Below are 21,150 nucleotides of genomic sequence, written 5' to 3' on the forward strand. Positions count from 1 at the left end.
AGATTAAGTAAAGTGTACGAACTACACTTTACTTAATCTGTACTTTTATTTCCCTTTGGATTTGATCCGAAGCATTCCCAATGTAAAGCACATAACTACCTGATTCTACTTTCCAATCTGAGCTCTTCTCGTCGTAGTAAGCCAAATCGGACACAGGTATCGTCAGCGAGCCTGTTGCAGACTGCCCTGCTTCTACTGTGATTTTATCAAAGCCTTTCAATTCCTTCTTGGCTCGATTGACTTTGGATTTAGGTTTTCCGACATAGACTTGTACCACTTCTGCACCTGTAGTTTTGCCGGTATTCGTGACAGCATAAGACACCGTGATTTCGTCCGTCAAACGATACTTTGTCCGGTCCGTCTTGATCGCTGACACAGCGAAATCCGTATAAGACAACCCGTACCCAAAAGCATACTGCGGCGTGACCTTCTTGGTATCGTGCCATCTGTAGCCCACAAGAATATCCTCCTTGTAATACTGATCGATGCTGTCACCAGGGTATGACATCTCTCCAAAGCTATGCGCAGCGTTGTCTTTCAGCTGCTTCGGGATCGAAAAAGGCATCTTACCCGACGGATTGACATCCCCACTGATCACGTCAGCCAGTGCATATCCAGCCATACTGCCAAGGTACCAACCTTGCATCACGCCTTTCACTTTTGGCAGCCAAGGCATGGCGACTGCATTGCCACTGATGAGGACCAACCCGAGGTTGGCATTGACAGCAGCCAACTCGTGGAGCAATTCGTCCTGCCCGAAAGGCAAGCCATACTGCAAACGGTCCCCGCCTTCACAGTCCTGGTAGTGGTTCTTGTTGAGCCCACCAAAGAACAACACGACATCTGCATCCTTAGCCACTGCTAGCGCAGCTGCTTTCAATGAGTCCGCATCATACGGAGAAGGCAACGCACGACCATAAGCCGGCGCACCCGAAGCATACCCCATGCTGTGTACGATCTCCGCCTCCCTATAGCGCTCACGCAATCCCTGCAAAGGCGATATCTCAAACTGCGCCTTCAGCTCCGAAGAGCCTCCACCCAGCGTCATCTGACGAGTGGCATTTTCACCGATCACGGCAATCTTCAGTTTCTGATTGGGGTCAATTGGGAAGAAGTCTCCTTCATTTTTCAGCAAAACGATCCCTTCGGTCCCTACTTGTCTTGCCACAGCGTGATGCTCGGCATTGTTGACACGGCCCAGTGGTTTGGTCGCATCCATGTTGGTGCGATACATCAGACGTAGGATTCTACGCACCTTGTCATCCACCAAATCCTCTGACAAATCACCTGCTTTGATCTGGTTCAAAAACGGGCTCGCCAGGAAGTAATTGTCATAGGCTAGCGCCTTGGAAGCTGTCAGGCCGTTAGTCCAAGTTCCCATCTCAATATCGAGACCGTACTCGGCAGCCTGTTTGGTGTCATGTGCACCACCCCAGTCGGTAACTACTACACCATCAAAGCCCCAGTCTGTCTTCAAAATATCGTTGAGCAACAGCTCGTTGTGACAGCAGTGCTGCCCTCTAAACTGATTGTATGCCCCCATGATCGACCAAGCTTCGCCCTCTACCACTGCTGCTTTGAAGGCTGGCAGATAGATCTCGTGCAGGGCTCTGTCGCTCACGTGGACGTTGATGTGTCCTCTCCATAGTTCTTGGTTGTTGAGCGCATAGTGTTTGACGCAGGCAGCTACTCCATTTTGTTGTACACCTTGGATATAAGGCACCACCATTTGGGAGGCCAAATAAGGATCCTCGCCCATGTATTCGAAGTTTCGCCCGTTGAGCGGCGTACGGTAGATGTTGACGCCAGGCCCGAGGAGTATGTCCTTTTTGCGGTAACGCGCCTCCTCACCCACAGCCACTCCATAGGCCGCAGATAGCTCCGGGTTGAAGGTAGAAGCCAGAGCCGTCAGCGCCGGAAATGCAGTGATCGAATCGTTGGTCCAGCCGGCATAGCCCCAGTTGTCCCAGTTGATCTCAGCACGCACACCGTGTGGCCCATCCGACATCCAGATCTCGGGGATACCGAGTCTAGGTACTCCAGGCGAACTGAATTTGGACTGTGCATGACACATCGCTACCTTCTCCTCCAGCGTCATCAAGGCGATGAGGCTGTCAATTTGGGATTCCCGTGCCGTCTCCGTGCTTTGTCCAAGCGCGGAGAGGCATGAGAAAACCATTACCAATGAATACAAAACAAATTTCATGTTACTTTTCTTTATGACTTAAATAGGTTGATTGGGTTGTCATTTTCATCATAGGGCACTTTTCGCATCTCACCAAGTTCAAACCCCGACAGGTTTATGCCATTCTACAGCAACAAGGCACTTAGAACTTCATTTGGCTCAATGGTCGAAACCTGCCAGGTTTAGTGAGGACCTTCTACCCTCCTCTTTTATCCTTTCACCGATACAGGCTGTCCCGAATACTTCACTTCCTCGTATCCTGACAAGTCGTCGATGTTGCCTTTGTTGTCTTTGTTGATCACTTTGATACGGAAAGTCCTGTTCTCCAGCATGCCGTCAAAACTGCCCTCGCGCTCACCGATCGTCAAGGTCTTCGTAGACTCAGACCATTTCAAGTTGATGGAAGTGAACTTGCCCGACTCGTAGTTGTAGTTCGTTCCTTCATCCTCGTATAGATCAAACGAAGCATCCGCTCCGGCATACACCACGACCGTGATCGGGTCGGCTGGCTTCTGTGTCGTGTACTCGATCTCAGGACCGAAAGTCACGATCGATCCCGCTTTCGCGAAAAGCGGCATTCTTTCGTACTCCGCTTGTGCCGTGATTGTCTGTCCACCTGTGTAATACTCCCCTGAGTAAGCATCGTACCATCCCGCTGATTTTGGCAAATAGACTTCTCTGTCTCTCGCGCCATAGGCATAGACTGGACAAGCCATCAATGACGGTCCAAACATGAACTGATCTCCAATATCATAGACCTTCTTGTCCGCCGAGAAATCCATCGCCAAGCCTCTCATGATCGTGTAGTCCTTGGTGTACGTCCAACCCGCCAGCGAGTAGATATACGGCATCATTTTGTATCGCAGCTTGTTGTAGTACAGCATCGATTTGTAGGCTGGATGCGTCTCAGGTGCGAGATTGTACACCTCTCTGAACGGGTACTGACCGTGTACTCTAAACAACGGCACGAATGCACCGAACTGGAACCAACGCGTGTTGAGCTCTCTCCATTCTTTCATGTCTTCGCTCCCTTCGGTGGCTCTCTCGTAGCGTTTCTCCACGCAGAATCCACCCACGTCCATCGTCCAATATGGCAAACCCGACATGGCAAAATTGATCCCTGCTGAGATCTGCGCCTTCATGTCTTCCCATCGTGTACCGATGTCTCCACTCCATGTCACTGCTCCGAATCTCTGGATACCCGCAAAGCCCGAACGAGTCAAGATGAACACCCTTTCGTCGTTGTTGACCGAACGTTGCCCCTCGTAGATGCCTTTCGCATTTTGTAGTGCGTAGGCGTTGAAATACTCCGTCGATGGCCCTAGCGCTGTAGGAGTTGACAATTCCTTTCTGTATTTGATGCTTGCATTGGACAAGATATCTGGCTCGGATGCATCCATCCACCAAGCATCAAAGCCTTTGGTGTAGAGCTTGTCATGGATTTGATCCCAAAACATCTTGCGTGCTCCTGACGAATATGCGTCGTAGAACGACCCAATGTATCCCGGATAAATCCAGTCCTTTACGCTGTCTTCCACCGCACGTTTGTACATCCAACCTTGCGCATCGAACTGCTTGTAGTGCTCGGTGTTGTGGTAGAATTTAGGCCATACAGAGATCATCACTCTGGCATTTTGCTCGTGAATCTTATCGATCATCCCAGTGATGTCTGGGAATCTCTCTAGATCAAAATCATGGCTACCCCACTCTGTCTTAGGCCAGTATGACCAGTCCAGCACGATGTTGTCTATCGGAATGTGACGTTTTCTGAACTCGCCCAGTGCACCAAGCAATTCGTCCTGCGTCTTGTATCTTTCTCTACTTTGCCAGAAACCCATCGACCACTTCGGCATCACTTGCGCTTTGCCGGTCACGGTGCGGTACTTGCTGATCACGTCATCCATGTTGTCACCCGCCATGAAATAGTAGCGAATGTTCTGTCCCATCTCTGAGCTGAATGCAATCTGCTTTTGTGCCGCTTCGTCTACGGGAGACAATGCTTTCAACCCGATGTATGATACACCTCCGTCTGGAATCCACTCCAGCTTGATGTCGTTCTTCTCTCCTTTTTTGAGGTCTGCACTGAACTTGGCAACCGATGGGTTCCAAGCGGTTCTCCACTTCTCGAACTGCAGCTCACCGTTGATCCATAGTTTGGTGTATCCCGCGTAGTAGCACAGGAACCTAAACAAACCGCTTTCGCTTCCTTCGATTTGGCCTTCCCATACGATTTTCGCATTCGCGAAAGGAAAGTCCTTTGGGAAGTTCTCTACCGTAGTGAGGTTCTCGTAATCGATGATATCTTCTACCCTTTCGACGAATACGTGTTCTGAATTTTGGTCGTCATAGTAGGTAGCCGTCAAGCCACCTTCTTTGCCTGTCTTGTCGTAAAGTTTGAACTGATCGATGTTCGTGTATGGTCTTTCATCACCATATCTCGTCAATGAGTAGTTGTCCCACAAGATACCGTAGTTCTCCGTGGACATCACGAATGGAATCGACACCTTGGTGTTATACTGGAACAGCTCTTCATTCTTGCCCTTGTAGTTCATCTCGTCGGCTTGGTGCTGTCCGAGACCATAGATCCCCTCGTCCTCCGGTGAGTCAAACTTCTGACTCATGGTGTAACCCGCTTTGCCTTCGACAGTGATCGCTTCGAAAGCTCTGCCTTCGTTCTGTTCGGACATGATCGGATTGCCCTCTGCATCTGCATAAGACACTTGCCCCGTAGCTTGATTGATGGTCACGATGAGTTCGTCAGTCGCTAGCGTCAACGTGCCATCCGCTTCTTTGATGTCAATCGGTACAGACACCTGCTCCGGCACAGCGACCAAACTCGTCGTGGTATCAAATGCCGTAGTGGCCGATGCTTCTACCTTGACGATATCGTCGGTCACGAAAGTCACTTTGAGACCTTTGGCACTTCCCGTTGTAGGATATACCACTACGCCGTTTTCTACTTGCTCATAGCTTTTGGAAGTCTCTCCGCAGGCGTATATCGCGCAGATCAGTGCTCCCCAAACCAAAATATTCTTCATCATTTTTCCTTTTTCACTCATGTCACGAGTCTTTATTTACCCTTATTGTTATTCCTTATTTCGTTTCTATGACTAGTGAACTAGTCGTCAATCCCTCACCAGAGGCCGTGAGTGTGATCTGTCCTGCACTCTTGCCCGACTGGACGATCACCAAGCATTTTCCTGCCATGGCGCGCATTTTGTTTCCTTTCATCGACAAGTGGCTCGTCGGATCGCCATTGTCCACGCCGACGATCTTGCCTTGGCCTGCAACCGCAAACTGGATGAGGTCAGTTGCCACAGGCACTGTACGGCCTTGGTCGTCTTGCACCTCTACCGTGATGAAACTCAAATCCTTGCCATCCGCAGTGATGGTCTGTCGATCAGCGGTGAGCGCGATTTGACTTGCCTCATTGGTTGTTTCAATGACTTGAGTCAAAACCTCTTGACCACCTTTTCTAGAAACTGCCTTCAATTGCCCTGGCGCATAAGCTACTCTCCACATCACATGGAGGTCTTCGCCCTCTTTTGATTTTGTACCGAGTGATTTTCCGTCCAAGAAAAGCTCTACCTCATCTGCATGGTTGTAGTACGCCCACACATCCACCGAGTCACGACCGGTCCAGTTCCAGTGCGGGTAAACATGCAGGACATCCTGATCGGTCCATTCGCTCTGGTACATGTAGTAAACGTCTTTGGGGAATCCCGCCAAATCAATCACTCCAAAATATGAACTGCGCGAAGGCCATGTGTATGGGGTCGGTTCGCCGATGTAGTCAAAACCCGTCCAGATAAACATCCCAGACAACGACGGGTCATTTTTGATCACTTGCCAAGTTTCCTCGTGCGTAGATCCCCAGGGAGCACTGACCTGGTCATACGCGGATACAGTATTGCCCGGATTGCCCTGATCGAATGGAATGTCCCAACGAATCGGCCATCTTTTGACTGTATCGGACTGTGTGTCATAATATCCTCTCGTCATCAACCCTGATGTCGTTTCTGTAGCGATGAATGGCTTATCAGGAAAATTAGCTTGATGGTGAGGGTATGTTTGGTGCGCATAGTTGTAGCCTATCACATCGATCCCATCTGATTTTGAAATGGAATTGTAGTTCACTTCAAACTGTGTCGTGACCCCTGCATTGGTCATGTTGACCGGTGGGTTCATCCCCACAGTAATGGGTCTGGTCGCATCGAGTGCTTTGACGATATCGTATAGCTCTTTGGCTATGATCGGCCCTTGATCTCCCCATTGCTCCAATATCTCATTGCCTGTACTCCACATGATGATACTGGGATGGTTTCTATCTCTTTGGATGAAATCCTCCAAATCTCTTTTGTGCCATTCGTCCCAGTACTGTGCATAGTCATAAGGTGACTTTTTCAAGCTCCACATATCAAATGACTCGTCCATCACCAAGAAGCCCATCTGGTCGCAAAGGCCGAGCAGTTCTGGTGCAGGTGGGTTGTGCGAGGTTCGGATGGCGTTGACGCCCATGCCCCGCAAAATCTCCAGCTGACGCTCCAACGCTCGCGTGTTGATGGCAGAACCCAAGCTCCCCAAATCGTGGTGCATGCATACACCTTTGATTTTGACTGACTCGCCGTTGAGAATGAAACCTTTCTTCTGATCAAAAGTAAAAGTACGCACACCCATAGGGGTCTCGTAGTGATCCGTGAGCTCCCCTCCTGTTCTGATTTCGGTCACGACCGTGTATAGATGGGGAGAGTCTATGCTCCACAGCTCTGGGGACTTGATCGTCACACTGTGTGCTACGGTATTCTTACCCGCTACCAACTTGGTAGACGACATGGTATTGGCGACTACTTGATTCTTTTGATTCTTGATGAGAGTGTACACTTCCGCATCAGCCGGTTGAGTACCTGGGTTGAGCACAGTAGTCTCCAAGCTCACCGTAGCAGACTCACTCGTCACCTCTGGAGTAGTCACATACGTCCCCCACTGTGTGACATGGATCGCATCGGTGATCACCAAACGTGTGTTTCTATATATTCCACTTCCCGAATACCATCTAGAGTTGGGCTGATTGGCATTGTTGACTTTGACGGCTAGGACATTTTCTTTCGAACCGAAGTTCAAATAAGGTGTCAGGTCGTACTCGAAGGATATGTAGCCAAAGGGGCGCTTGCCGAGGTAAGTACCATTGATCCACACCTCACTGTCCATGTAGATCCCGTCGAACTGCACGTATACCTGTTTTCCCTTTTGGGAAACATCGAGTTGGAAGCTCTTGCGGTACCAACCGATCCCTCCGGGCAAAGCTCCCCCACCAGCAGTCGCTGGATGATCTTCGGAAAACTCCCCTTCGATGCTCCAATCGTGTGGAACATCGAGAACTCTCCAGTCTGCATCGTCATAGGACGGGTTGCTCGCATCTAGCGTACTGTCAGCCAGTGAGAAACTCCAGTCTTCGTTGAAAGACAGGATAGTTCTGGGAGACTTGGCCTGGTGGCAAGATGCCATCAGGAAGCCTATCAAAACTACTATTATGAAATGTGTGTGCCTTTTTTTTATCATGATTTTCTAGAACAACCCTCCAAGGGTTTGAAACCCTTGGAGGGTTAGTTGATTTGGGTTGGGTGCTTTAGTTAAAATCTTTACTCCTCTCCTGCGCTGATGATGCCATCCAATGCACTTTGGTTGGACACTTCGGTGCTACTTCTGTTGAATAAGGCAAAACCGTTGTTTCCGGTATGTCCATTGTCCCAATAGACTGGGATAATCCCATTGTCCAAAGCGGCTTTAGTCACGTAGTTGAGATAATACTTCCTTGACTCATCGTGCTCAGACTGACTCGGATAGTTCGGGTCAGAGATACCTGACACATCCCTCCACAGTGCACCATATTCTCCTAGTAGCACAGGGTAGCCTTTGTCTACGAAGTTGGTTTTCATCTTACCAAACTGCTCCTCTACCCAGTCTTCCTGTCCCCAAGTATCCACATAACCTGTTTGGTCTTTGTAGGGCTCGCCCCATAGTGGTTTGCCACTCGCGGCATTTTCGTCTAGAGAAAAGTTGTAAGGGTCATAGTAATGCACCTCTACCATCATGCGATCTTCTGTCTCATCGTCTGGAATCGTCAGTTCATTGACCGTGTGATCAATGTTGGTATTGAAGCCTTGAACAATCAGGTGGCGATAAGTATTGCGTCCTCCTGTGGCCCTCACAGTAGTCAAAAATGTCTGATTAAAGGAATTCTGTACCTCTGCCTCTTCTGCTGTTGGAGCGTTGTAATTCGCTTCATTGCGAACCTCATTACTACCGGCAAACAATAAATGGTCATCATAATCTCGGAAGTAAACGGCAATTTGCTTCCAGAAAGCTGCGAGCTTCTCGTTGATAGCATCTTGCTCCGAATAAAAAGGGTGGTCCATCCATCCACCGTCCCAGTGGACATTGATCACGACATACATTTCATTGTCCAGTGCATAGTTGGCTACTTCTTCTACTCGCTGTAGCCACTCGGTTTTGATTTTGTAGGTTGATTGATCTGAAAGCATGTGCGACCAGGATACCGGTACACGGATGGTATTGAACCCAGCTGCTTTCACTGCGTCGATTAGTTCTTTGGTCACTACGGGATTTCCCCAGGTAGTTTCGCTTCCAGTAGGTGGTGTTGAGCCTGCATTGATGGCTTCCATAGAATTACCCAAGTTCCAACCTATGCCCATGAGCTGTGACAGTTGGATGGAGGTAAGGTCGCGCATGTCTGTGTTGTCAGGATCGACGTAGTCTGGACCTTCCGGTTCTATTGGATCTACGGGCTCTCCTTCGCCTGCTGCTTGGCTGATGCTGATGGCAACATCCTCCGCTCCCTCGCTGGTCAAGGTCATGACCATGCTGCGCGCTGCGGTGGTCTCATTGGCGGTGGCATTGATGGTGACGTCTGCGTCACCAATGGCAGATTGAATGGTGGGTTTGCAAAAAGCATCCGATTCGTAGGTCAGCTTCCATTTGGCATTGCTGGTAATCAGGATCTTGTCTGACCCTCCGTCAGCTGAAAAATCATAGCTGTCTTGGTCAATGCTCAAGGTAACCTCATCTGGCTCATCGATATCCTCGCCAGCAGAATCTTCTTTGCACGCAGTGCCAGAAAAAAACAAAGTGAATAATAACAGGTAGGTAAGCATTTTAGTTTTGTCAATAATCAGCATACAATCCATCTTTCGACTTGTAAAATGAGAAATAATTAAGAATGGAAACCATGACAAATGTCACGGTTTCCATAGGGTATTCGTTTTTGATTTATTCGGGTACGAAAACATAGGTCATCGTGTCAGCACTTTCGCCCGATAGCGCTGCGTCACGGATTACTTGTAGCATCAATACACCATTTTGGACACGATAGATACTGGTCGCGCCCCAATCAGCTACTGCGTAATCGCAAGTCCATGGATGAAGCATCGGAATACTCAACGTCAGCTTGTTGTCATCCGCATTCAAGACCCATGTACCTGACAGGGTCTCCTCGGTATCAGACGACAAGACATCACCGTCTTCGGGCAGGCCCCCTCGCACCGAGGTCCCATCATCCGGATCCTCAAACGTATAGACCCGCTTCCTTTGAACCACAGACACAGTCCCGTCAGTATTGAAAGTCATCGAACCATAATCTACCGATGCTTCACCTGCCGAGTAGTGCTCGCTTGGAAGTGGATTCCAAGCCCATGTCGCAAAATCAGAAAACATGATAGGCCCCTGCTCAGCTCCCCAAGAAGTAGCCACATCATAGGTCCTGTCTGAATCAATTTTCCATGATTGTGCTGTCAAAATATCCTTTATTTGAGTCGCTCTATCAACTTCTTCGAGTTGCAACTCAAGCAAATAGGTCTGGTACTCTGGTTTGTCTGGGTTCAAAGCTCCCACCCACATGGCAACCAATTGATCGTCTTCTTTGACCAAAGACATGATACGCAATTGATTGTCGGCCGTAGTTTCAAACTTGACCCCACCAGACACAATATCAAAAGATGGTGCCACACCATCGAAGGTGTAGATGCCCTTTTCGTCCAAGGTATATGTCCCTGTAGATTCTGACCCATCTGGTGCGACGTAGACTATCGAGTTGTCGCTGGAGTTCATGGTCAATGAAAAGTCAGCATAACCTGCTGCCTGTGATCCGTCAAAACCAGCCCAATCAGGATAATCCGACGGAGAATTCCACGAGTTGAGCATGACACCATCTAATCCAGCCCAATTGAAAGGTGTCTCTGCAGACAGTACCCATTTCATCTCTGTTTTTACAATGGCAGATACATCATCTGCCCAACCGTCAGGCAAAGTTGGCTCTGGATCTGGTTGATCTTCTGGCACCCAGTTGTCATAATAGTCCTTGGTCACGAAATTGTACACCAACATTGCTGGTCCTTCACCAGACAAGGCTTCATCTCTCAAGACACCTAGCTGCATCTTGTCTTCTGTCAAAGAAAAAACCGTAATGTCTCCCCAATTGACTACCTGTCCATCACGACCCGAATCATGCAAGATGAATGCGTCTGAAGTACTCATCGTCTTGTTTTCCGTATTGAGCAAGTATGTTCCCGCTTCTTGTCGACCCAGAGTTTTGTGGTCTACCGTCAAATTTGGCCCATTGATCAAATCAAATGTCATGCTCCCAAAATCAGCAGCTGTCATCAACCAAGAGTTGCCCGGGTAATCTGGGTTCCAGTTCCAACAGTCTGCTCCGTAGCAGCCATCGTTCTCCAAGAGCCAGCCGTTTTCTGTACCGTAGAAATAGAGTGGCCCCAAGAATCCTTTGGAAACCCCTTCGGCATCCAAATCCAAATACCAGGTCTTGGAATTGCCCACACCACCAGACAAAGTCACCCAAAGCGGGTCTTTGATATAGTCGAAGTTATTGGTAGTCAATTCTAACTCTACCGTATCTGCAGCGACATATCCGCCACCACTTTGCACACCATAGACGAACTTATAAACTCCTGCAAAAGCGATCTTCACTGTGTCCTGCACGCGTGTAGACCGTCCAGAAGGAGTCGTCCATAGGGGCGTCACATTAGGTGTCTCACTGGTCAGGATCACCATGTTCGGATCCTCAGGATTCTGAGTGATCGAAAACTGTAGATCCTCTACTGGCATGATCTCATCCAGTACATAGTCTTCTTGGAGGCAAGAACTCAACAGCGCACCAACAGCCAAGAGGACGAATAAATATTGATTTATAATTTTTTTCATAATCTTCATGTGTTTAGTACTTCCAATTATTTCCAACCCTCATTTTGTGTCAAGACACCTGCTGATCTGGTAATCTGATTTTGTGGAATCATGAGTAGACCTCTAGTGGTCTGCACGTTGGTAGCTGCTATCGTTTTTGGAGTAGCTACTCCTCCGTTTTCTACCGTTCCGCTGAAAGCAAGCTTACTAGCCGCTGCATCGACACCTTGTCTGAGCAAATCCCAATACCGAATCCCTTCGAAAGCAAACTCTAGCCTTCTCTCTTCCAAAATATTGGTCACTGTTGCAGGCTTACTTGCCAAACCTGATCGAGTTCTCACTTGGTCGAAATAGCTCTGTGCACTCCCAGAACCAAGTTCTGCTGCCATCAATAGGACATCTGCATATCTCATCACCACAAAATCTTGGTACTGACCTATCTGGAAATTGGTCGATCCATTGGCCTCAGACACATCCTGCCCATCAGGGTTGGCGAGTGGCGTGTACTTCTTGTTGGTATAGCCAGTGTACTCACGCTGATCTGAATTATCAAAATCCAACGCTTCTTCGTTGATCCCGATGATCGAAGCTTCTCTACGAGTATCCCCTGCTTCATAGGCGTTATACAAACTTGGTAGCACCGTACAAGCACCCCATCCTTTGCCATAAGGGCTAAAAGACTGGCTTCTCAAACCGAGCATCACGAGCCACTGGTTGCCGTCTACATTGCCGTCATAGTCAGAAGTGATGTTGTACTTGATAGCAAATATGGTCTCCGAATTGTCCTTGCCTGCGTAGGTTGTCTCCAAGCCATCGCCCGCGGTATTGATCGTAGACGAAGCAGCTGGCCATAGATTCTTGTAATCCGCCACGAGCTCATAAGCTCCTTCGCTGATGACATCCTCTAATCCCTGCAGCACTTCTGCTTTGGTCGCTTGACCTACTAGGTCAGCAGCACCATAGTACCCTGTATAAAACATGTAGACACGCGCGAGGTAAGCCTTGGCTACCCACTTGTTGATTCTACCTGCCTCTACGGTCTCACTACCAAACTCTGCTGCGTAGAGCAAGTCCTCGGTGATCTGCGCATAGATTGCATCAGGCTCTGACTGTGGCACGTTTTCGTCCGTAGGCTCTGTCACCAACGGTACACGCTCCCATAGTCTCACCATATCAAAGTATGAGTAGGCTCTCAAGAATCTGGCTTGCGCCTCCACTACATTTCTGTAGTCCTCTTGACCTGTCCAGTCGATTTGATCCATTTTCTGCAAAAGGACATTGACTCTGTAGATAGCCTTGTAGTAGGCTGCCCATGTCGCATCTAGCAAGTTGACCTCTCCTGGAGATCTGCTTAGATCCAACTCATCCATCACTTGATACCCGAGAGCGTCGTTGTTGCCAGTCGCTCCGAAGCAGTTGTCCGACATCACCTCTGAGGCTACCGGAAACGCCACGCCATTGGCATAGATCTGCTGCACGCCATCGTAGCATCCCACCAAAGCCAAATCGGCATCTTCTACAGTTTTATAAAAATTGGCGTCCGTAATCGTCGTAATCGGCTCTGTATCGAGAAAGCTATCCGAACAACTAGAAGCTGTCGCTGCGATCCCGAGGGCCATGATATATATATATAGTTTCTTCATGTTCTTTCAGATTAAAAGTTAAAGTTCAAGCCCAACAAGTATGTTCTCGGTCTTGGGTAATACCCTAAATCCACACCGGACGAACCGTTTTCCAATCCATACCCAACTTCTGGATCCATGCCGTCATAAGCTGTGAAAGTGTAGGCATTCAATACTGAAGCGTACAATCTCAGTTTGCCTATGGCAGGGTTGTCGATGAGTTTTGCAAAGTCATAACCTAAAGTGATGTTGTTGAGTCGAAGGAAATCCCCATTTTGGACGAAAACATCTGAGAACTGGTAGTTGACATTGGACTCGGTCACACGTGGAGTCGAATTAGACGTCCCTTCTCCATGCCATCTATCCAAGATCGCTTTGGTATAGTTGGAGTAGCCATTCGCATGGTTGCGGTAAGATTGTACAATTTGATTGCCTGCTACTCCATACGCCAATACAGAGAAGTCAAAGCCTTTGTAATCAAAACCCAAAGACAAGCTATAGGTAAAATCCGGATTTGGATCGCCCACCATGTCTTTGTCAGCGTCATCAATTTTGCCGTCATCGTTGAGGTCTTTGTAGATCAAATCGCCTGGCTTTGCATTGGGCTGGATGATTTGACCTTCACTGTTGGTATGAGCGGTCACATCACCTTCGTTTTGGAAAACACCATCCGTTTCATAGCCCCAGAAGTATCCTATAGGGTATCCACTCTCTGCTCTTCTGTAAAATTCTGTTGCATTGTCATAGAGCATATTGGTCAAACCATGTACGATCCCGTCATCGGTAGGGACCTCAGACACTTCGTTCTTGTTTTTAGCTCCATTGGCAGAGATAAAATAATTGACCTCTCCGATCTGATCACTCCATGTCAAAGCCAATTCGAGACCTTGGTTGGTCACATTACCACCATTGAAGAAAGGTGCGTCGGCACCTGCTGTCGCATATACTGGTTTGACGAGCAACCAATCCTTGGTCGTCTTCTTGTACCAGTCCAAGTTGACTTCCAGTCTAGTGTCCAATAAATAAGCATCAAACCCAAAATCCATTTGCTCTGACACTTCCCATTTCAAATTGGTATTGGATAGTCTAGATGGATAAGCCCCTACGCTGTTGCCCGCTGCATCAAAATCAGCTGATCCAAAGTAGTAGTTGGCTTGCCCGATATCCACAGGAGCCAAGAACTGGAAAGCATCGATATTCTGGTTACCTACCTGTCCCCAGCTCGCTCTCAATTTCATGAAGCTCACCATGTTTTCCACTGGAGTCCAAAAACTCTCCTCTGACAGTACCCAGCCTGCCGACACAGAAGGGAAATACCCCCATCGGTTGTCTTTGGCAAACTTGGAAGAACCATCCGCTCTGAACGTGGCGTTCAAAAGATACTTGTCCTTGTATGCATAGGATAACCTACCAAAATAAGACTGTAGTTTGTCTTCATCGTTTGGCGCACCGCCATACGACAATCTCGTCAAATCGGTATTCGTCGTGTTGTCTATATAGGCATGATCCAAATCCGAAATCGTCAGCCCAGAGTTGGACACATTCATCCAAGTCCCGTTGTTGATCCATGCATAGGTACCTCCCATGACGGTTACGGCATGTTCACCTACTTCAAAATCATAAGAAAGGGTATTGTCCCATGTCAAGGCCAATCCTTTGCTCATACTCTGAGAAGCTGCGTCATACGTTCGCTGCGCATAGATGGACAGTTCGTACTCTGGACTATATGACCTATCTTCAGAAGCGTAGTAGTCGTACCCAAATCTACTTCTCAATTTCAACCCCTCGATAGGCTCAATCTCGACATAGAAGTCTCCGAGCATCTTTTGGTTGTTGTTGTCATTTTGGTTGTTGAGCATCATCGATGCGTACGGGTTGCTCTCTCCAGGAAACCATGGGTCCCACGCTTGTCCCTGATACATCGAACTCGTCGAGTTGTTGAGGTAATCGCCATTGTCATCATACATCGGCAAGAATGGGCTCGTATTGTAGGCTGCTCTCATGGAGTTGTTGTACTGGTTGCCCACCGAGATACCATTCTTTTTCATGTATGAGAAAGTCAAGTGTTGTCCCACCGTCACAATATCCTTGAAGAACTTGTGATCACTATTGACTCTAAAAGAGAACCGCTCATAACTAGACACGTCCGGTCCGCCGATGATCCCCTCTTGTCCTGTGTACGCACCAGACATAGAATACGTAGAGGTCTCATTTCCTCCCGATACACCCAAGGCATAGTTTTGCGTGATGGCATTGTTATAGATCATCTCATCGATCCAGTCGGTACCGCTGCCCATGTTGGCAATCGAATCAGAACTAAAATAAGGCACCTTGCCAGAGTTGATGGCTGCCTCGTTCATGATGGTTGCATATTCTTGGCTGTTGAGCATGCGGATTTGATTGGCTGGCTCTTGGATGCCATAGTAGCTATCGAAAGTCCACTGTGCTTTTCCAGCCTTACCCGTTTTGGTGGTAATCAGTACTACCCCATTGGCTGCTTGCGAACCATAGATCGCGGCAGATGCAGCATCCTTCAACACATCGATACTGGCTATGTCAGAGTTGTTGAGGTAAGAGATGTCTCCCGTTTGTATCCCATCTACGATGTAGAGCGGGCCAGAATTGCCAATCGTACCCACCCCACGAATGGTTACTTTCATGGATTCTCCTGGCTGTCCAGATGTCGCAGCGATATTGACCCCTGCCACTTGACCTTGCATGGCATTCAATGCATCGGTACTACTCAGGTTGGTTAGTTTATCTCCTTTGACTTGTCCAGTCGCTCCAGTGACCAGTTTCTTTTGCTGGACACCATATCCGACAACTACTACCTCGTCTAGAGCCGTCACATCCTCGTCTAATGAAACATCCAATACCGAACGCCCCCCTACAACCGTCTCTTTCTTGACAAAACCGATAAAGGAATATACCAACACTGGATCTGTCGTTCCGCCCACATTGACACTATAGTTACCATCCAGGTCAGTCACGGTACCTGTAGAAGTGCCTTTGAGAAGCACTGTCACTCCCGGTAATGGCTCACCATCCGACCCGGAACTAACTACCCCTTTCACGATTTGACTCTGAGCCATCAAGCTAGCGCTCGAACCCAAAAACATCACCGCAAAAAGGCACAAACAAATTGCTTTAAGCTTGTAATTTTTTAGCATAGTCTTTCTTTTATTTATTGAAAATCATGTTGACCGATTCACTTTCATAAATTGGTTTTTCAATATTAGTGGATCATCATTTCGAGATAGTATATGCTTTGCATCCGTCTAGGGTCAAAAATGTCATCCCCCTTATAAAAGCCTGTTATAGCGCAGTTTGAATCGATTTATTTCACCGATAGGGTAACGAATGTTCACTAAGAGGTAAACAAATACTACCCCTATAGTCTCCTCAGGTACAGAGATATAGTCAGATGAAGAGTGAGTGAATGGATAATTCATCGCACTATGTCCCTCTTAAAGGGGGATTGCGGCGGTGGTGAGAGTAGACCGCTGCTGTGAGTGACTGCTTTGCCAGTAAAACCTCCCACAAGCACAACTCTCCCTACACCAAACCATATTCCCCTTTGGAGAAAGGGGGCTAGGGGGATTTGACGGAAAACAAGATCAGAAACCAGCAGAGCACTACTTCGGACAAGATGACAGTTTTGCAACAGGTGGGAGAGCAAAAAGTCTCGTGTTTTTTTGTTCTACGAGTCAAAATTGAACACCAAAAGTGGGGAGTAAAAAGACATCAGGTGAACGGCTCTTGAAACACAGGTGATTGACCATCCAAACACCTGTGTTTGACGCGCCAAACACAGGTGTTTCAAGCGCTGAACACACGTGTTTGAAAAGAGCCTTCAAAAACCCACTCCATTCGCCACAAACGGCGTTTTCGACAAAACCCTAGCATGACTCAATGCAATCCCAGCCTCACACAACTAGTCCTCGACCGATCGATCGAACAAACTCAGAAAAAGGTGACATTTTGTCTTAGTGCACTTATCAAAATCCATCCAATACCTAGAGTGCTTTGCAAGACATCTCTTTGCCGCAGTAGTCACATTATCACAGCGCTAGCTTTCTCATGCGACTATATGTTAATCCTCGGCAGTGTACTGCGAAGGGTACTTCTTATAGACAGACTTGAAGTATCGGCTAAATAGCTTCGGGTTGTTGTACCCTACGGCATAGGCAACCTCAGATACCGTCATTTGGCTTTTGCTCAGGAGTTCGGCGGCTCGCTTGATACGGATGTTTCGGATAAAATCCATAGGAGTCTCACCTGTGATCTTGAGCATCTTCTGGTACAAGTATCCTCGACTGAAACCCAGTTCGTGGCTTAGTTCTTCCACGCCAAACTCAGAATTGGACATGTTTTTCTCTACAAGTTCTAGCGCATCCTTGACCAGTTTTTCATCGCGCGACACTACTTCGATTTTGTCCGGCTCGGCCGTGAGCCTTTGACTCGATTCATTGACCCGCTTCTGAAATTTGAGTGCACTACTGATCGTACTCACCAATATCTCAAAATTGACTGGCTTAGAGATACATTCTATCGCACCGGCTTCCAAACCTTGGATCTTATGCTCTTCTGATGTTTGGGCCGTCAGGAGAATAACCGGAATATTGGCAGTACGTGGGTCATTCTTGATCTTCTTGCACAGGTCAAGACCATTCATCACAGGCATCATCACATCCGAGATGACCATATCTGGGTGCTGGGTCACGATGGACTTCCAGGCCTCTTTGCCGTTGAACGACTCAGAAACATTGAAGTGCTGCTTCAAGTTGTCTTTGATGTAAAATCTAAAGTCGGCATTGTCCTCTACCAAAAAAACATGTGGTTTCTTCTTGTCCTCAAACTCCTCTTCTACATGCTTCGTTTTTTCTCTTGGCTGATTCTCTTCCTCCTCTGATTCTATCCGTGCCTGATCCAATTGCTTGAATGGAAACTCCACGAAGAAAGTACTCCCGTGATCCTTTTCGCTCTCGACACTGATCGTCCCTCCATGCAACTCCACAAATTCCTTGGTGATCGATAGACCTATCCCTGTGCCACTGTTGATCATATTGGGTTTGATTTCACTCTGGATGAAGCGCTCAAACACCGCTTCCTGCTTGTCGAGCGGAATCCCAATCCCCGTATCCGCCACAGACACCACGATATGTCCTTTGTCATTTTGCTCCAATGCCACGACTATCTTGCCCCCCTCTAGCGTGAATTTGAAGGCATTGGACAAGAGGTTGAACAGAATCTTGTCCATCTTGTCCTTGTCGAAAGAGCAATAAAACTGTGGCAAGTCACTCTCAAAACTCAAATGAATTTCGTTTTCTTTGGATAGGTCCGAAAACGAATCGATGACATCCTGCACAAACTTGACCAAATCTCCAGAGGAATAATGTAAGGTGTGCTGATTGGCCTCCATTTTCCTAAAGTCCAACAACTGATTGACCAGCGTCAAGAGACGCTTGGCATTGCGCTGAATCACATGAAAATCCGCCTCCCGTATGTTGGTAGGGTTCTTGATCATCCGTTCGATAGGAGTCAATACCAGCGATATGGGTGTACGAAATTCGTGACTGATGTTCGTAAAAAACTTGAGTTTCATCAGATCGAGTTCATGCAAACGCTGCGCATCGAGACGCTCGTTCTCTAGTTTAGCCTTTTCTCTCTCTCGCTCCACAATCACACGTCGTGTAAAATACAGCAGGACAACCAAGACCAAAATATAAACTCCATACGCCCATCCTGTCCGCCAAAACGGTGGATGAATCACCACTTTCATACCGAGATCGTCCTCACTCCATACGTTGTGACTATTGGATGCTCGTACTTTGAAAGTATAGATTCCTGGATTGATATTGGTATAGTTAGCCCGTCGAATATCCGCAGACACCCTCATCCACTCCTCATCAAATCCCTCAAGTTTATATTCATAGTTATTACCCCCCGCTTGGTCAAATGTTAGCGCTGCAAACTCAAAACCAAATGAGTTTTGGTCGTAGTTCAAATCGATTTGATCCAATTCATTCAAGTTCTTGGACAAAAGTGTATCTCCCTCTACTAAACGCGTTGGTTTGATCAATTGACTATTGAGAGAAAATCCAGTAAAAACCAATAAAGGTGCTCGGTCATTGATGATGATCTTTTTGGGATCGAAAACATTGAGTCCATTTTGTCCTCCAAAAGCCAACATTCCCTCCTGCGTCTTGATCGCGGCCCTTTCGTTGTAGTAGTTCCCTTGCAGCCCATCTGACTCGCTATAGCTTTGCACATCAATGCCATCGCTACTTCGCTCAATTTTAGAAATACCATGATCTGTCCCTACCCAGAGCCCTCCTTCGTCATCTTCGACAATCGACATGATAATATCAGAAGCTAAACCATCTTCTGTCGTGTAGACTTCAAAACCATCCTCCTCAGGGAGGTATCTATTCAGCCCATTTAGTGTGCCCACCCATATCTCACCGTGGCTATCATAGAGCAGGCATACGACGGAGTTGCTACTGATAGCGTGGGGTACTGTATCGGATAATGCATAGTTCTTGAATACTTCGTTTTCTTTATCCAACACACTCAATCCCAGTCCAGAAGCTATCCATAAACGATTTTGTTTGTCTTCCGTGATGCTGGTTATGTAGTTGACAGGTAGCCCAGACGCTATGTTATAATTCTTGAACTCTTCTGTAGTAGGATCCATACGATCCATACCACTGAGCAAAGTCCCTAGCCACAATTCTCCAGTAGACCCCTCATATATACTCCATACATTATCATCGGATATCCCATTGCCGCTCTGAACTCGATAGTTAGTCAAACGCCCATTTTTGTATCGGTACAGTCCTTTGGTAAAAGTCCCAATCCACAGCGACTCATCACTACCATAGTATAGACTCACTATCACATCTGGCAGTTTAGCCGACTGATCCGAACGTAGGACATTGGCGGGTTCTATTTTTTTGGTTTCGGGATCAAAAACCATCAACCCCTGACCATTGGTTCCTAACCAAATATCACCAGATTGATCTTCTGCTAGACTCAGTATATCATTGTAGGCTAGGTCATCGCTTGGGTATTTAAAGTGTATAAACTTTCCAGCATTTTCGTTAAAGTAACTTAGCCCTTTTCGGCTTTTCCCTATCCAGATTATCCCTTGACTACTCCTATATAGCGTCGTGATACTGTTATTTCCTAAACTTGCAGGATTGTTAGCCTGATACTTATACCGCTTGGTTGTCCAGTCGGACTTATTGACCAGAGTGATTCCTCCATGATCCGTCCCTATCCATATATACCCCTTTTCATCTTGAACAACCTGGCGCACGATATTGCTACTAAGAATCTTCTCGTTCAGTTCTATTAGCTTCCCATCGGTGGTATTGAAATACAAAAGCCCCAATGCTCCTCCTGCAGAATAAATCCACAAATCATCATCTCTATCTATAAAAAAATGAGAGAAATCATTACTGAGCGTATGTTTACTCAAATCAAATTTTCGAGTCACTTTATCTATCTCAGTATCTATCACATCGATGCGGCCGCTACTGTACATCACCCAGAGATTGCCATTCTGATCAGAGTTAATGTCGGAAATACTGTCTGACGTCAACTCGATCAAGCTAGAGGGCGATGCAGACAGCTCCACCAGTTGATCATCAGCCTCAGTATAGCGAACCAAACTCCTGCCGTTAAGCAGAAACCAAATTTGACCTGGTGTATGGTGAACTTTAGATATATCCACACTTTCCACACCCAGTCGATCCAACCATGGTCTGGTATCGACAAAATGGTCAGTGACAGGATCATATATAGCCAACCCTTCCCCACAGCTGATCCATACCGTACTATCAGGCCCATTGGCTAGCCAGATGATGGCATTGCTAGGGAGGGAATAAGGATCTTCCTGATTGTGATAAAAATTTTCAAAGCGATAGCCGTCATAACGATTGAGTCCAGATACAGTCCCAATCCACATAAAACCATAACGGTCTTCTAGCACACAGTTGACCTGACTATAAGACAACCCTTGCTCCGTACTAACCTGCTCGAACGAAAGTTCCTGTTCCCACTGTGCTACAGCAGTCATAGGAACTAACCATATTACCAAGAAAGTTATAATTCTCATCATCTGCT

Annotated in this window: 8 protein-coding genes; all 8 read right to left on the reverse strand. The window is 47.3% G+C overall.

Going from position 1 to position 21,150, the window contains the following annotated elements:
* Positions 1 to 28: 28 nt before the first annotated feature.
* The 8 genes from BUB99_RS17065 to BUB99_RS17100 all read right to left on the reverse strand — a co-directional run bounded on the left by BUB99_RS17065 (position 29) and on the right by BUB99_RS17100 (position 21,145).
* Positions 29 to 2,206 (reverse strand): glycoside hydrolase family 3 C-terminal domain-containing protein, encoded by a 2,178-nt coding sequence (locus BUB99_RS17065; protein WP_073124560.1) that lies wholly within the window; start codon positions 2,204 to 2,206, stop codon positions 29 to 31.
* Positions 2,207 to 2,394: 188 nt separating this feature from the next.
* Positions 2,395 to 5,244, reverse strand: coding sequence for a TIM-barrel domain-containing protein (locus BUB99_RS17070; RefSeq protein ID WP_221407523.1), 2,850 nt, complete (start codon positions 5,242 to 5,244; stop codon positions 2,395 to 2,397).
* Positions 5,245 to 5,278: 34 nt separating this feature from the next.
* Complete coding sequence (gene galB, locus BUB99_RS17075) at positions 5,279 to 7,690, reverse strand: beta-galactosidase GalB (RefSeq protein ID WP_221407524.1); 2,412 nt, start codon at positions 7,688 to 7,690, stop codon at positions 5,279 to 5,281.
* 134 nt (positions 7,691 to 7,824) lie between these two features.
* Positions 7,825 to 9,357 (reverse strand): cellulase family glycosylhydrolase, encoded by a 1,533-nt coding sequence (locus BUB99_RS17080; protein WP_139281078.1) that lies wholly within the window; start codon positions 9,355 to 9,357, stop codon positions 7,825 to 7,827.
* Positions 9,358 to 9,472: 115 nt separating this feature from the next.
* Complete coding sequence (locus BUB99_RS17085; RefSeq protein ID WP_073124565.1) at positions 9,473 to 11,419, reverse strand: hypothetical protein; 1,947 nt, start codon at positions 11,417 to 11,419, stop codon at positions 9,473 to 9,475.
* 26 nt (positions 11,420 to 11,445) lie between these two features.
* Complete coding sequence (locus BUB99_RS17090) at positions 11,446 to 13,041, reverse strand: RagB/SusD family nutrient uptake outer membrane protein (protein ID WP_073124567.1); 1,596 nt, start codon at positions 13,039 to 13,041, stop codon at positions 11,446 to 11,448.
* 11 nt (positions 13,042 to 13,052) lie between these two features.
* The gene (locus tag BUB99_RS17095; protein WP_221407525.1) at positions 13,053 to 16,112 is read right to left on the reverse strand and encodes a SusC/RagA family TonB-linked outer membrane protein; all 3,060 of its coding nucleotides are present in this window, start codon (positions 16,110 to 16,112) and stop codon (positions 13,053 to 13,055) included.
* Between the two features lie 1,001 nt (positions 16,113 to 17,113).
* Positions 17,114 to 21,145: a hybrid sensor histidine kinase/response regulator transcription factor gene (locus tag BUB99_RS17100; RefSeq protein WP_073124732.1), complete on the reverse strand. Its 4,032-nt coding sequence runs from the start codon at positions 21,143 to 21,145 to the stop codon at positions 17,114 to 17,116.
* Between the last annotated feature and the right edge of the window lie 5 nt (positions 21,146 to 21,150).

Origin of the sequence: Reichenbachiella agariperforans (assembly GCF_900142205.1) — a bacterium.
Classification (GTDB): Bacteria; Bacteroidota; Bacteroidia; order Cytophagales; family Cyclobacteriaceae; genus Reichenbachiella; species Reichenbachiella agariperforans.

Coding starts and splice junctions, on each gene's coding strand:
- BUB99_RS17065 (WP_073124560.1), bottom strand. CDS start 2,206: ATGAAATTTGTTTTGTATTCATTGGTAATGGTTTTCTCATGCCTCTCC.
- BUB99_RS17070 (WP_221407523.1), bottom strand. CDS start 5,244: ATGAGTGAAAAAGGAAAAATGATGAAGAATATTTTGGTTTGGGGAGCA.
- galB (WP_221407524.1), bottom strand. CDS start 7,690: ATGGCATCTTGCCACCAGGCCAAGTCTCCCAGAACTATCCTGTCTTTC.
- BUB99_RS17080 (WP_139281078.1), bottom strand. CDS start 9,357: ATGCTTACCTACCTGTTATTATTCACTTTGTTTTTTTCTGGCACTGCG.
- BUB99_RS17085 (WP_073124565.1), bottom strand. CDS start 11,419: ATGAAAAAAATTATAAATCAATATTTATTCGTCCTCTTGGCTGTTGGT.
- BUB99_RS17090 (WP_073124567.1), bottom strand. CDS start 13,041: ATGAAGAAACTATATATATATATCATGGCCCTCGGGATCGCAGCGACA.
- BUB99_RS17095 (WP_221407525.1), bottom strand. CDS start 16,112: ATGGCTCAGAGTCAAATCGTGAAAGGGGTAGTTAGTTCCGGGTCGGAT.
- BUB99_RS17100 (WP_073124732.1), bottom strand. CDS start 21,145: ATGATGAGAATTATAACTTTCTTGGTAATATGGTTAGTTCCTATGACT.